This is a genomic window from Paraburkholderia sp. ZP32-5, from assembly GCF_021390495.1.
Lineage (GTDB): Bacteria > Pseudomonadota > Gammaproteobacteria > Burkholderiales > Burkholderiaceae > Paraburkholderia.
The window spans coordinates 650877-663859 of sequence record NZ_JAJEJP010000002.1 but is presented as its reverse complement, the minus strand read 5'-3'; the positions used below and the strand labels follow the sequence as shown (position 1 = coordinate 663859).

Sequence of the window (12983 nt, the reverse complement as noted above, 5' to 3'; positions counted from 1 at the left end):
CGAGCGACGCACGGCGGCACCCGCGTCAGTCGACCATCCACGTGTCCTTGGTGCCGCCTCCCTGCGAAGAATTGACGACGAGCGAGCCCTCCTGCAACGCGACACGCGTGAGGCCGCCCGCCACCATCGTGGTGGTCTTGCCCGATAGCACGAACGGCCGCAGATCGATATGGCGAGGTGCGATACCCGCTTCGACGAAGGTCGGACACGCGGACAGCGCGAGCGTCGGCTGCGCGATATAGCCGGCCGGACGCGCGACGAGACGCGCACGGAACGCCTCGATTTCGGCCTGCGTCGACGCGGGGCCGACGAGCATCCCGTAGCCGCCCGCGCCGTGCACTTCCTTGACGACCAGTTCCGGCAAATGCGCGAGCGTATACGCGAGGTCGTCCGGCTTGCGGCACTGATAGGTCGGCACGTTGTTCAGAATCGGCTTTTCGCCCAGGTAGAACTCGATCATTTCCGGCACGTACGGATAGATCGATTTGTCGTCGGCGATGCCGGTGCCCATCGCGTTCGCGAGCGCGACGCGGCCGGCGCGATAGGCCGTCAATAGCCCCGGCACGCCGAGCGCCGAATCCGCGCGGAACGCGAGCGGATCGAGAAAGTCATCGTCGACGCGCCGGTAGATCACGTCGACGCGCCGCGGCCCCTGGGTGGTACGCATGAACACATAGTTGTCGTCGACGAACAGATCCTTGCCTTCGACGAGCTCGACGCCCATCTGCTGCGCGAGGAACGTGTGTTCGAAATAGGCGGAGTTGTACATGCCGGGCGTAAGGACGACGACGACCGGATCGTCGACACCTTCGGGCGCCACCGAGCGCAGCGTATCGAGCAGCAGATCGGGATAATGCGCGACCGGCGCAATACGGTTCTGTACGAACAACTCAGGAAAAAGCCGCATCATCATCTTGCGGTTTTCCAGCATGTACGACACGCCCGACGGCACGCGCAGGTTGTCTTCGAGCACGTAGAACTCACCGGCGTCGCCGGCTCGCACCACGTCGACGCCGGCAATATGCGCGTAAACACCGAGCGGCACGTCGACGCCCTGCATCTCGGGACGATACTGCGCATTGGTATAGACCTGCGCGGCCGGCACGATGCCCGCGCGCACGATGTTGCGATCGTGATAGACGTCGTGGATGAACTGGTTGAGCGCCTGCACGCGCTGCCGCAAACCCGCTTCGAGCGTTTGCCATTCAGCGCGCGGAATGATGCGTGGAATCAGATCGAACGGAATCAGCCGCTCGGTGCCGGACAGGTCGCCGTTCACCGCGAACGTGATGCCGACTCGCCGGAACAGCAGGTCGGCTTCCGCGCGTTTGCGTGCAATCGCCTCTTCGCCCTGGCGCGTCAACCATCGCTCAAAGCGCGCGTAATGCGGCCGTACGCCATCGTCGTGATGACGCATCTCGTCATAGCATCGCATGTCAGCCCCACTCTTTTTGTCGAAATAGAAGGCGAATGCGCTGCGCATTCGGTACTCGACAAGCGATCAAGCAAGCGTTATGCCATTGAGTTTTACGTGTTGAAGCACGTTTGCGTACACGCTAACGGCGCATCAGGAAGGCGTCGTTCGTGTCGATCGCACTGCCGTGAATTGATAATGCGCCACTCCGGTGCGCGCGCGCCATCAGGGCGCACACTATGCACCGAAGAATTGGACGCTCAGTAACGCTCATGACGACGTTCATAACGAAGCACACGCATAAAAAAGTCCCCGTGGATTTTCATCCACGGGGACTCGGACTACCTGTTTGCAAGCACTAAAACAAGCACTCAAACGTCAGGGATGGTTAAACCTCGAAGGTCGAAACCACACCAACGCCTGAAGCATTGCCCGTGCGCTTAGGCTGCCGCTGCATCCTTCAGCTTCTTCAGCGCGCGTGCCTTGATGCGCACGCTTGCCGGCTTGGCCGGGAACCAGCGCTCTTCACCCGTGAACGGGTCCTTGCCGAAGCGCTTTTTCTTCGCCGGCACAGCCTGCACGACGATCTTCAACAGACCCGACAGCGTGAATTCGCCAGCGCCTTTCTTGTGCACCGTGCCGAGGATCGTGTCCTCGAGCGCGGCCAGCACGGCCTTGGCGGTCTTCGGTTCAACAGCAGCACGTTCAGCGATGTGCGCTGCCAACGAGGCCTTCGTGAAGGTGTCCTTGATCGGCGACGGTGCGCCAGACGCCTTCACGGCGACCTTCTTGGCTGCGACGGCTTTCTTCGCAGGAACTTTCTTTGCAGCAACCTTCTTGGTCGGTACCGGGGCAGCAGCCTTCTTGGCCACCTTTTTTGCGGAAGTCGGCATGTTTCTCCTACCTGTTGTGGTCAGTGAATTGCTCGAAGCGCACACCGTATGTGCACGCTTCAACGCCGGATTCTACAAGCGCTCGCGCGATTTGCGCGACTCTTTTATGTGTCGAGACGAAGTTTTTTGCGCGGCGCCAACAGGTCGACGCGTTTTAGTGCCTGTTTTAGGGGGTAAAACGCACCCGGCCAGGCATTAACATGCACACGTAACGCACGTTACAGTTCGTTTCGGCGGCCGCTTTCCGACGCCGGATGCGACCGGCCCAGGCGCTTTCACCCCTTGATTCAGGGCACTTTCGTCATTTTCCCGAGGAGCCGGCCGTATACCGCCAGACTTTAGCGAGGCCAACGCCCGGCTTGCGGCAAGCTTTGGGTCAGCGTACGAGACGCGCCAGGATGCCGGCAAGCGTCGTGAGCGCGGTGTCGATATGTTCGACCGCGATGTTGCCGTAGCCGAACATCAGCCCCGGCTGCGGTGTTACCCGGCGGTGAAACGGCGCGAGCCCATACAGGCCGATCGACGCTTCGCGCGCGGCGGCAACGAGCGCGTCTTCGCCGAGCGACGCGAGCGGCGCCTTCAGCCGCGCGGCCAGGTGGATACCCGCAGTCGGCACGATCGGTTCGATCCAGCGCGACAGGTCGCCTCGCAGATGATCGAGCAGCATCGCGCGCCGTGCCGCGTAAGCCTTGTGCATGCGCCGCAAGTGCCGCGCGAAGTCGCCGTTGAGCATGAACGACGCGAGCGCGGTTTGCGTCAGCGTACAGCCGTGCCAATCGGCAATCTGACGTGCCTTCAGCAGCGCGGCGTGCAAGGACGCGGGCGGCACGACGTAGCCGATCCGCAGTTCGGGGAAGATGGTCTTCGAAAAAGTGCCGACGTAGGCAACGAGTCCGGCGTGATCGAGACTTTTGAGCGGCTCCATCGGCCGCCCTTCGAAACGATACTCGCAGTCGTAATCGTCTTCGATGATGACCGCGCCGCGCTTTTGCGCCCATTCGAGCAGTTCGACGCGGCGCTCCAGGCTCATCGGCATGCCGAGCGGAAACTGATGCGAAGGCGTCACGTAAACCAGCCGCGCGTGGTCGGGCAGCTTGCCGACGATCAGACCGTCGCGATCGACAGGCACCGGCACGACGCGCGCGCCCGTTACCGAAAAGCACGCATGCGCGGGCGGATAGCCGGGATCCTCGATCGCGACGATCTCGCCGGGCCGCAACATGACGCGCGCAATCAGATCGAGCGCCTGCTGCGCGCCCTGCGTGACGATCACGTCTTCCCAGTTACTGGTCACCGCGCGGTTAAAGGCGAGGTAGCGCGAGATTGCGAGCCGCAGTTGCTGGTCGCCGGCCGCGTCGCGATAGGTGGCGGGGCTGCGAGCCTGGGTACGCAGCGCGTGATTGATACAGCGGCGCCACACGTCGAAGGGAAACAGTGTCTTGTCGGTCGCGCCGCACACGAAGTCCAACGGCGAGGCCACCGAAGGCTGCGGCAGCGGCACGCTGTCCGGCATCTGCTCCCACAGCGGTTGCGCGCGTGCGGCGGCTTTGGTTTTCGCGGCGGCCCGGGCGCGCAACGCATCGGCGGTGCGGGCATGCGCGGAGCGCTCGGCCGGCAGCCGCGCGAGCCCGTCGGCGACGAAGGTGCCGGAACCGGCGCGCGCGCTCAGATAGCCTTCGGACAGCAGCCGTTCGAATACGTCGAGCGTGGTTTTGCGCGATACGCCGAGCTGGGTCGCGAGATCGCGCGTGGATGGCAGCCGCGTGCCGCCGGCAAGTCGTCCTTCGACGATGCCCGCGCGCAACTGCCGATAGATTTGTCCGGATAGATCGTGATGTCCTTCGACCGCAATATGGATGTCCATTCGGGCTTCGGACGTTTTCAGAAAACCACGGAGATGGCCACCGCGAGCCAGATCGATATCACGCCGCTCAGAAACAGATGCCGCGCAATGCGGATGCGGGCGTCGCTGGTCTCCGGCTCGACCGGGCTGGTCGCCATCCACGGCACGAGGCCAAGGCACGCGAAGCCGGCTAGCGCGAGCACGAACACCACCACGTCGGCCGCGCGCCATGTGGTCGGCTCATACATGCCCCAGTAGCCGAGAAAGATGATACCGATCGAGAATACCGTCGCCGACGCAGCACTGAGCGCGGGAACCGATCCGATTGGAGCCGGCATGCTTCACCTCCGAAACGTCGTTGGACTGCGCTAATGCCCGCCATCCGTTTCGGCACCGGCTCCGCGGCGGGTGGTCAGGAGGTACGGGTCTGGCGTGCTTCGTATGTCTTCAGATGACTATAGGCGATGCGCAACAGCGACAGGCCGTGCTCGCCCTTTTGCGCGTCGCCGCCGCGCGCGATCAGATCGCCGAGAATATGATCGGCCTCGGTATGCGAGCGGTTTTCGACGTCGCGCAGCATCGATGCCGTTAGCGGCGACGGCGTCAGCAGCGTCTGCGTGGCGCGCGCATCGAAATCCGCGACCATCGTGAAGCCGTTGCTCTCCGCCACCGCGCGGCACTCGCCGAGCAGATTCTCGATCACGCGCTTGCCGTCGGGCGCAGCCAGAATATCGCCGACCGAACCGCGCATCAAGCACGTACTGCCCGCCAATGTGGCGAGGAACACCCATTTTTCCCACATACGCAGCAGGATGTTGTCGCTGACCGACGCGTCGAAGTTCGCGTCCGCCATCGCCCGCGCGATCTCCTCGACGCGCTCGGAGTTGCCGCCGGGAAGTTCGCCGAACGTCATCGTCTGCATGTCGTTCAGATGCACGATGTGCTGTTCGGCATTCAGCGTCGCGGCGATCACGCACTGGCCGCCGAGCACGCGCTCCCTGCCGAAGCGCGCGGACAACACGTCGATATGGCGCATGCCGTTGAGCATCGGCAGGATGACCGTCGATTCGCCGACCAGCGGCGCGAACGAATCGATCGCGTCGTCGAGGCTGTAGGCCTTGCAGCTGAGCAGCACGACATCGAACGGCTCGGCGCTCACGCCGGCCAGAATCGTCTTGACGTCGCGCAGCACGAGGTTGCCGCGCGGACTGTCGATCACGAGGCCGTCGCGCCGCAGCCGCTCCGCGCGGCCGGAACGCACCAGAAAGGTCACGTCCTGCCCCGCCTCGGCGAGACGTCCGCCGAAATATCCGCCTACCGCGCCCGCCCCTACCACCAGAATTCGCATCTTGAGCCTCTTCAAAGGATTTCGATCTCACCGGTCATGCCGCGACGTTCGACGCACTCCCACTGTGCCGCGTATGCGGTGCGTGTGCAGGAATGTAGCAAAGATCGCGGATTGCTTCCGGCCATACCCGCGCAATGCGCTGCGTGCTGCAACGCAACGGTGCTGGCGGCCCGCGCAGCGGGCTCGCTGATGCGCCGCACGGCAGCGCCACGCCGACGTGTCATCGCATCGACACGTCGCGCCGGCCGCGTTACGGATTCGCCGCCGTCGACGCCACCGTGTCGTGCTCGTCCCAGCCGCCGCCGAGCGAGCGATACAGCGCGATGGCCGACAGCGCATGCTCGCGCTTCGCCTGATTCAGCGATTCCGAGTCGCGCAGATACGCCTCCTGCGCGGCCAGCACGTCGAGGAAGCTCGACGCGCCGCCCTTGTACAACTCGGTCGACAGACGCAGCGCGTGGTTCGACGCATCGAGCGCGCCGCCCAGCCGCTGCACCTGCACCGCGCCACTGACGAGATCGCTGCGGTTGTCCTCGACCTCCTTCAACGCCTGCAGCATCGTCTGCTGCAAACCGAGCTGCGATTCGCGCATGCGGCTCTCGCTTGCATCGATATTCGCGGTGATACGCCCGGCGTTGAAAATCGGACTCGTCGCGTTCAGCGCGGCGCTAAACAGATTGTCGGTCAGCGTCGGCAGACCGAGATACGACGACGCCAGCAAGCCGTTCGTCAGATCGATCCGGAACTGCGGATAACGCTGCGCCTTCGACACCCCCACTTCGGCCGCGCGCTGTTCGACCAGCGCATACGCGGTACGCACGTCCGGCCGATGCAGCAACGCCTCGGAAGGCAGCGCCTGCGGCGCGCTTTGCGCGGGCACCGGAATCTCGCGCGCGTCGGCGAGCAGCAGCTTGTCGACGCTCTCCGGCGTGCGCCCCGAATACACGGCGATCAGACTCAGCTGATGCTGCACCGTCGATTGCATGCGCGGAATCTGCGCCTGCAGATCCTCGAGCTGATTCTGCGCGCGCGCGACGTCGAGCTGTGTCGACAGTCCGTAATGCAAACGCTCCTGCGTCAGCTTCAGCGCGCGGCTGCGAATCTGTTCGTTGTCGCTGAGAATCTGCAATTGCGTCTGCGCCCAGCGCAGATCGATATACGCGGCCGCCGTATTGGCGGCGAGCGCGAGCCGCAATTCCTGCAGCGCCGCCTCGCGGCCCGACACCTGCGCCTGCGACGTCAACACCGCCAGCCGTTCGCCGCCGAACACGTCGGGCGTCCAGCTTGCCGCGACACCGAAGCCCGCCTGCCGCACATAGCCAAGCGGCGGCGGCGTGTTCTGGCGCGAGTCCGAGGCACCCGCGCGGGCGTTCAATTCGGGCACCAGTGCCGCGCGATTCTGCGTGACCAGATCCTGCGCCTGCTTGACGCGCTCCGCCGCAGCCTGCACATCCAGATTGCCGGTCAGCACCGACTCGACCAGTTGATGCATCACAGGGTCGCCGAAACGCGCCCACCAGGCATCGGTGCTGACGCTGTCCTGCGGCGCGTCGACGCTCCAGGCGGCCGGCGCGAGCGTCGTTACCGTTTGCGGCAGATCCGCGTGCGTGGCCGGTTGCACCGCGCACGCCGCAAGCGTCAGCCATGCCGCGCTCGCCACTACCTTCATTACAATCCGCTTCATGTTGGGTTCCTTAATGGGCATCGGGGGGCGGCGCGCCGGCGCCGAACGGGCGCGAAAACAGCACGCTCAGCAAGCCCACCACGAAGCAAAGCGACACGGCCAGAAACGCGTCGGAGAATGCAAGCACCAGCGCCTCGCGGGTCAGCAGCGCGTTCAGTTCGGCGAGCCCCGCGCTGGCGGCGTTCAGCACGTCGCCGCCGACCGCCGACAGATACGCGGCCTGCTTGTGCAAGATCGATTCGACCGCGGGGCGGCCGGCGTTCAGATGCTCGTCGAGCCGTTCGTAATGCAGGTTCAGCCGATCGTTCAACATCGTGCTGCTGACCGCGATGCCGATTGCCCCGCCGAGATTACGCATCAGATTGAACAGGCCGCTCGCGGAGCGCAGCCGCGACGGCGGCAGCGAGCCGAGCGCCATCGTGACGATCGGCGGAATACAGAACTGTTGGCCGATGCCGCGCAGCGCCTGCGGAATCAGCAACTGTTGCCAGCCCCACTGACTCGTCAACGGCACATACAGATAGCAGCCGAGGCCGAACAGCACGAGGCCAAACACCATCAGCTTGCGCATGTCGATGAAGCGAGCAAGGATCGAATAGGCGGTCAGCGAAATCAGCTGGAAACAGCCGACCGACAGCAGCGCCAGGCCGATCTGCAACGAATCGAAGCCACGCACGCGGGCCAGAAACACAGGCGTCAGAAACACCGTGCAGAAGATCCCGATACCGGTAATGAACGACAACAGACTGCCGATGCCGAAGTTGCGCACCGCAAGCGCGCGCAAGTCGACGATCGGTTCCTTCGCGGTGAAGGCATGCACGATGAAAAGAAACCCGCCGATGGCCGCCGCCCACGCGCAGATCAGGATCACGTCGTCGCCGAACCAGTTCTTGCGCGGGCCCTCTTCCAGCACGTATTCGAGGCAACCGAGAAACACCGACATCAGCAGAATGCCGACGTAGTCGCCCTTCTTCAGCAGCGACAGATCCACTTTGTCGATATGCACGTACCTCGGCACCATCACGGTAACGATCACGCCCGGCACGAGGTTCAGATAGAACAGCCAGTGCCACGACCATTGCGACGTGATCCAGCCGCCGATCACCGGGCCGATGGTCGGCGCGAGCGACGCCAGCGCGCCGATCGTGGTGGCCGCAACCAGACGCTGCCGGCCGGGGAACAACACGAACGCGGTCGTGAACACCGTCGGGATCATCGCGGCGCCGAGCGCGCCTTGCAGACCGCGGAACAGGATCATCGAGTTGATGTCCCAGGCGATCCCGCACAGCATGCTGGTCACCGTAAAGCCGAACGCGGAGAACGTGAACAGCCAGCGCGTCGAGAACACCCGCGTGAGCCAGCCTGACATCGGGATCACGATAATTTCCGCGATCAGATACGAGGTCTGCACCCACGACAGCTCATCCTGACTCGCGGACAGTCCGCCGCCGATGTCGCGCAGCGAGGACGCGACGATCTGGATATCGAGCGTCGCCATGAAAAAGCCGACGCACATCAGCACGAACGCGAAAACCTTGGTGCGCATCGGCAGGTCGGCGGGATTGTCGGGAACGGAGGTCATGATCGGCTTATCCCTGCGCGGCGGTCTTGCCCGAATCGATATGCACCTTCACGGTCGCCGAAAGGCCCGGACGCAGCACGCCCTGCATATCCTTCGGCACATCGAGACGCACGCGCACCGGCACGCGCTGCACGATCTTCGTGAAGTTGCCGGTCGCGTTCTCGGCCGGCAATACGCTGAACGTCGCACCGGTAGCCGGCGCCAGGCTTTCGACCACGCCATGCAGGCCACGGCTCGACGCATCGAGATCGACGTCGACGCTATCGCCCGCATGCATCTTCTTCAGCTGGTCTTCCTTGAAGTTCGCATCGATCCACAGACCGCTCGCGGGCACCACCGTCAGCAGCGATACGCCGGTGTTCGCGAGCAAGCCGACGCGCGCGGTGCGATTGCCGACATAGCCGTCGATCGGCGAGCGGATCGTCGTGTATTCGACGTTCAGCGCGGCGACGCGCTGTGCTGCCTGCGCGGTCGCGATGCGTGCCTTCGCGTCGCCGATCTGCGCATCGAGCACCGTCAACTGCCGTTGCGCGGCGATTAGCGATGCGTTGCTACGATCGACCGCGGCATGCGCTTTGGTCAGATCGGCGTCGGCCCGCTCGACCACCTGGTTCGATACCGCTTCGTCCTTCACGAGTTCGCGGTAGCGCGCCTGATCGGCGGCGCTGCGCGTCAACTCGGCACCGGACGCGCGGACCTCGGCGGCCTGCTCATTGATCGTCGCGAGTTGCAGCGATTTCTTCGCTTCGAGTTCGGTCACCGCGGCCTGCGCGCCTTCGACTTCGGCGTTCGCCTGCGCGAGCCGTGCGTCGTAGTCGCGCGAATCGAGGCGTATCAGCACCTGGTTCGCGTGAACGAACTCGTTGTCGCGCACCAGCACCTCGGTCACGAAGCCGTTCACCTTCGGCGCCATCACCGTGACGTCGCCGCCGACGTACGCGTCATCGGTCGTCTCGACGAAGCGGCCGACGAAGAACCAGTACGAAGCGGCCAGCGCCAGCGCCACCAGAACCGAGATGACCGCCAGCAGCATCCACGGAATGCGCCGCGCCTGGCTGGCCGGTTGTACCGCGCCCGGCGGCGCGACTGTCGAAGGAGTTGTGGACATGATGTTTATATGTGCGTATGCACTCGTCAGGTTGAAAAAAATGGCGCGACGCGCCAGCCTCCACTGCCTTTAATCTCAGAGCGAATCGCCGGTGATGGCGAACAGTTCGCCGCGTAACGACGCCGCTCGCTGCTCACCAAAGCTATGTTCGAATTCAGCTTGCGCGGCATACCAGTGCGGAAGTCCCGCGCTCAGCCGCTCCGCGCCGGCCGCCGTCAGCGAGATCGACAGCGCGCGGGCATCCGCACCGGTCGCCTCGCTCGTCACCAGGCCATCGCGGCGCAACGGCTGGATCGTGCGAACCAACGTCGTGCGCTGCATTCGCATCAGTTCGGCGATCTGCTTCATCGTCATCGGGCCGGTGCGTTTGAGTCGGTTCAGCAGCGAGAACTGCGTGATGGTCAAATCGACATTCGCCAGATGCCGGTCGTAGATCTGCGACACATGACGTGCCGCCTGGCGAATCGCAAAACAGTCGTCGTCAAGCAGTGTTTCCATTGCTGCGCTTCCCTTTACTCGCGAGTGCATATGCACATAAATCGGCGTAGAAAAACCCGCCGAAGCGGGTTCATATACGCGGTCTAGCCTTTGATGCCGAAAAGTTCGGCGCGCAGCGTCTTCGCGCGCGCACTGCCAAACTTCTGCTCGAATTCGTCCTGCGCCGCGCGCCATGCAATCGACGCTTCGTCGAACGTCGTTTCGCCCTTTTCCGTCAGACTGAACAGGAACGTGCGGCCGTCGTGTTCCGCGGCTTCGGCCGTCACGAGGCCGTCGCGCTGCAACGGCTTCATCGCGCGGACCAGCGTGGTGCGTTCCATCACCATCCATTCGGCCAGATCGGCGATCGGCAGATTCGGCGTACGCGCGAGCTTGGCAAGAATCGTGAACTGCGCAGCGGTGAGCCCTACGGCGCCGAGGTGGCGCTCGTAGATCTGCGTAACGTGCCGCGCCGCCTGGCGCAGCGCGAAGCAGTTACATTCATCGTAGGCAAGAGGACGGTTCATGGAAACGGAGTGTAGGTGTGCATATGCACGGTGTCAAGTTTTTCTGTGGTTTGAAAGAGATCACCGCGACGCCGCGATGTTGGAACAGGTCATGCCGACGACTGACAGCGACCGGCTTGCGAGCGCTTCACGGATCGCTATGTTCGGCAACACACATTACGTCATACTTTCAGACCGCATCTCGCCTATTGCGGCGACGTTAATCACCTATCTTTCCCGATACGCCTGATTCACAGCGGCGCCGACATTCAATCGGCCATCGAAGGGCCGCCGCATGCAACGGCCGCCGCGAGGCCCGCACGTCTGGCCAGCCTCTCTCCTGGCCGAAGACGTTCCCATCACCGTAACAGGCATGTCGAACCACGCAGCGTGGTGATCCTATGAGCCAGGAACTCGAAAGAAGCGAAGTACGGCAAAGCATTCTCACGCACGTCGATCATTTCGAGTATCCGCGCCTGATCGTCGTACACGGCCCTCACGGAATAGGGAAACGCTGGCTGCTCGACAACCTGGAGAGCGATCTCAAGGTTCGGGACAATGTGATCGTGATCCGGGAGGACTGGCAAACCAGCTATCTCGACAAGCCACAAGACGCGATGATCGATCTGCGCATGCGCATAGCGGCCGCCGCAAAAGACAAAGGAGCGATTTTCCGTGCCGAATTTTTCGACCTCGCCGCCTACCAGTACAAAAGAAAACTGTATGGAAAAGCAAAGGCCAGTGCGCAGGCCACCGATTTCAAGGCGTTGTCCGCTTCGTTCGGTTCGACCATCTTCAGAACGCTGCTGACTTCATCGCTGGGGCTGGCAGCGTCCGTCGCGATGGCTCATGGCCCTCTTGCCCTCGCTGCCGGACCGGTCGCGGAGTGGTGCAGAAAACAGATTCTGAAGTCGCTGGATAAACAGTTTGAAAAAAGGGTAGAAAAATTCGCCAGCTATATCGGCGTGCTGAACGCGAAGAGCCAACTGAACCCGGAGCGCAAGACCGAACTTCTGAACTCCCTGCAAGCCCTTTCAAAGCAATCGCCCACTGCCATTGCAGCCTCGCTGCCGCGGTTTCTCGCTGACGATATCAAGCTGTACCTCATCACGAATCAGCCTGTCAGGCTCGTCATCCTGTCATCGCGGCATCAACCGTTTTGGGGCAACGAAACCGAACAGAAGATGCGGACCGCGTTCCCACTGGACAACGCAATCGACACGCTGATCGCTTCCCGTAGCGATGCACTGTTCGTGATGGCCGATGCCTGCCTGAGTCGATGGGATCGTCTGGCCCGCAAAATCGAGGTCAAATTTATCGAGCTTGAGCCGCTTTCGGATGCTGCGTCACACGAGTTGCTGGCGAGCTTCGGCATTGCAAATCGCGACCTTCAGCGCGCGATCAGCGCTGCCACGTTCGGCCACCCGTTCTGGTTAGAGAAAATCGCATTGAGACTTCGCGATCAGCCCGATGGAAATCAGGAATTCAACGGCCTGGTGGAAGAAGAGCTGCTGAATGTGTTGTCCGCGAGGCTCACTCACAGCGAGATACAAACGCTCAAACAATTATCGACGACGCTCATCTACGACGAGCCACTGTTTCGCGTGCTGATCGGCGGTCCGTTCCAGACTGGCTATCCGCTCGCGGCGGGCGCCAAGGAGTTCGCCAAACTCTCGTTTGTCGAGGATCGCGGAACGGGGCAATACAGCATCGTCGACGACCTCCGCCTGCCGATTGCGAACTGGATGTGGACCAACGAAGAACCACTGGTCAGAGAACTCGAGGCATTGAAAGTCGCGCACTGGGCAGCCCGCGGCATTATCGGGCACGTTCTACTCACCGCCGATCGCGTTGCTTCGGCATCCTCCCGCATGTGGATGGCGTTTCATCAGGCCACCCCGGAGCGTATCCATGAAAAAGCGGATCGCGTGATGGAGGACTGGCCCGCCTCGCGCGCGTTGATCGACGAAGCGCGAAAGCAAATGGGACCGCCCCCTGATGCGGCCTGAAAGGAATTGACGGCAGCGGTCGCTCCTGTCTGAACAGCGATACTCAAATTCATTCCGCATGTCGCAAGTCGACCGCAAGACAACCGTAACACGACCGTATCGGCCCACCACACCGCGTC

11 protein-coding genes are annotated in these 12983 nt (G+C 62.9%); 1 reads left to right on the top strand and 10 read right to left on the bottom strand.

Annotation, left to right across the window (positions count from 1 at the left end):
- Positions 1–25: 25 nt before the first annotated feature.
- The 10 genes from L0U82_RS21820 to L0U82_RS21775 form a co-directional block, all read right to left on the bottom strand.
- Positions 26–1435 carry a circularly permuted type 2 ATP-grasp protein gene (locus L0U82_RS21820; protein ID WP_233834398.1) on the bottom strand — a complete coding sequence of 470 codons (1410 nt, stop codon included), beginning with the start codon at positions 1433–1435 and terminating at the stop codon, positions 26–28.
- 419 nt (positions 1436–1854) lie between these two features.
- Positions 1855–2307: an HU family DNA-binding protein gene (locus L0U82_RS21815; RefSeq protein ID WP_233837441.1), complete on the bottom strand. Its 453-nt coding sequence runs from the start codon at positions 2305–2307 to the stop codon at positions 1855–1857.
- Between the two features lie 376 nt (positions 2308–2683).
- A complete protein-coding gene (gene pdxR, locus L0U82_RS21810) occupies positions 2684–4171 on the bottom strand; it encodes a MocR-like pyridoxine biosynthesis transcription factor PdxR (RefSeq protein WP_233834396.1) in 1488 nt (495 codons plus the stop codon).
- A gap of 17 nt (positions 4172–4188) precedes the next feature.
- On the bottom strand, positions 4189–4488 hold the full coding sequence (locus L0U82_RS21805) for a hypothetical protein (RefSeq protein WP_233834394.1): 300 nt from the start codon (positions 4486–4488) through the stop codon (positions 4189–4191).
- A 74-nt stretch (positions 4489–4562) separates the two neighbouring features.
- Complete coding sequence (panE, locus tag L0U82_RS21800) at positions 4563–5498, bottom strand: 2-dehydropantoate 2-reductase (RefSeq protein WP_233834393.1); 936 nt, start codon at positions 5496–5498, stop codon at positions 4563–4565.
- A gap of 250 nt (positions 5499–5748) precedes the next feature.
- Positions 5749–7182, bottom strand: a complete 1434-nt coding sequence (locus L0U82_RS21795) for an efflux transporter outer membrane subunit (RefSeq protein WP_233834391.1) — start codon at positions 7180–7182, stop codon at positions 5749–5751.
- 10 nt (positions 7183–7192) lie between these two features.
- Complete coding sequence (locus tag L0U82_RS21790; protein ID WP_233834389.1) at positions 7193–8764, bottom strand: DHA2 family efflux MFS transporter permease subunit; 1572 nt, start codon at positions 8762–8764, stop codon at positions 7193–7195.
- 7 nt (positions 8765–8771) lie between these two features.
- Positions 8772–9872, bottom strand: a complete 1101-nt coding sequence (locus L0U82_RS21785; protein ID WP_233834387.1) for an HlyD family secretion protein — start codon at positions 9870–9872, stop codon at positions 8772–8774.
- 75 nt (positions 9873–9947) lie between these two features.
- Entirely contained in the window at positions 9948–10370 is a 423-nt protein-coding gene (locus L0U82_RS21780; RefSeq protein WP_233834386.1) for a MarR family winged helix-turn-helix transcriptional regulator, read from the bottom strand.
- An 83-nt stretch (positions 10371–10453) separates the two neighbouring features.
- Positions 10454–10876 carry a MarR family winged helix-turn-helix transcriptional regulator gene (locus tag L0U82_RS21775; protein ID WP_233834384.1) on the bottom strand — a complete coding sequence of 141 codons (423 nt, stop codon included), beginning with the start codon at positions 10874–10876 and terminating at the stop codon, positions 10454–10456.
- 380 nt (positions 10877–11256) lie between these two features.
- Between L0U82_RS21775 and L0U82_RS21770 the strand changes: the two genes are divergently transcribed.
- Positions 11257–12864 (top strand): hypothetical protein, encoded by a 1608-nt coding sequence (locus tag L0U82_RS21770; RefSeq protein WP_233834382.1) that lies wholly within the window; start codon positions 11257–11259, stop codon positions 12862–12864.
- Positions 12865–12983 lie beyond the last annotated feature (119 nt).

Bases quoted from the DNA above. Each gene is read 5' to 3' on its own strand.
- L0U82_RS21820 (WP_233834398.1), bottom strand. From the start codon at position 1,435: ATGCGATGCTATGACGAGATGCGTCATCACGACGATGGCGTACGGCCG.
- L0U82_RS21815 (WP_233837441.1), bottom strand. From the start codon at position 2,307: ATGCCGACTTCCGCAAAAAAGGTGGCCAAGAAGGCTGCTGCCCCGGTA.
- pdxR (WP_233834396.1), bottom strand. From the start codon at position 4,171: ATGGACATCCATATTGCGGTCGAAGGACATCACGATCTATCCGGACAA.
- L0U82_RS21805 (WP_233834394.1), bottom strand. From the start codon at position 4,488: ATGCCGGCTCCAATCGGATCGGTTCCCGCGCTCAGTGCTGCGTCGGCG.
- panE (WP_233834393.1), bottom strand. From the start codon at position 5,498: ATGCGAATTCTGGTGGTAGGGGCGGGCGCGGTAGGCGGATATTTCGGC.
- L0U82_RS21795 (WP_233834391.1), bottom strand. From the start codon at position 7,182: ATGAAGCGGATTGTAATGAAGGTAGTGGCGAGCGCGGCATGGCTGACG.
- L0U82_RS21790 (WP_233834389.1), bottom strand. From the start codon at position 8,764: ATGACCTCCGTTCCCGACAATCCCGCCGACCTGCCGATGCGCACCAAG.
- L0U82_RS21785 (WP_233834387.1), bottom strand. From the start codon at position 9,872: ATGTCCACAACTCCTTCGACAGTCGCGCCGCCGGGCGCGGTACAACCG.
- L0U82_RS21780 (WP_233834386.1), bottom strand. From the start codon at position 10,370: ATGGAAACACTGCTTGACGACGACTGTTTTGCGATTCGCCAGGCGGCA.
- L0U82_RS21775 (WP_233834384.1), bottom strand. From the start codon at position 10,876: ATGAACCGTCCTCTTGCCTACGATGAATGTAACTGCTTCGCGCTGCGC.
- L0U82_RS21770 (WP_233834382.1), top strand. From the start codon at position 11,257: ATGAGCCAGGAACTCGAAAGAAGCGAAGTACGGCAAAGCATTCTCACG.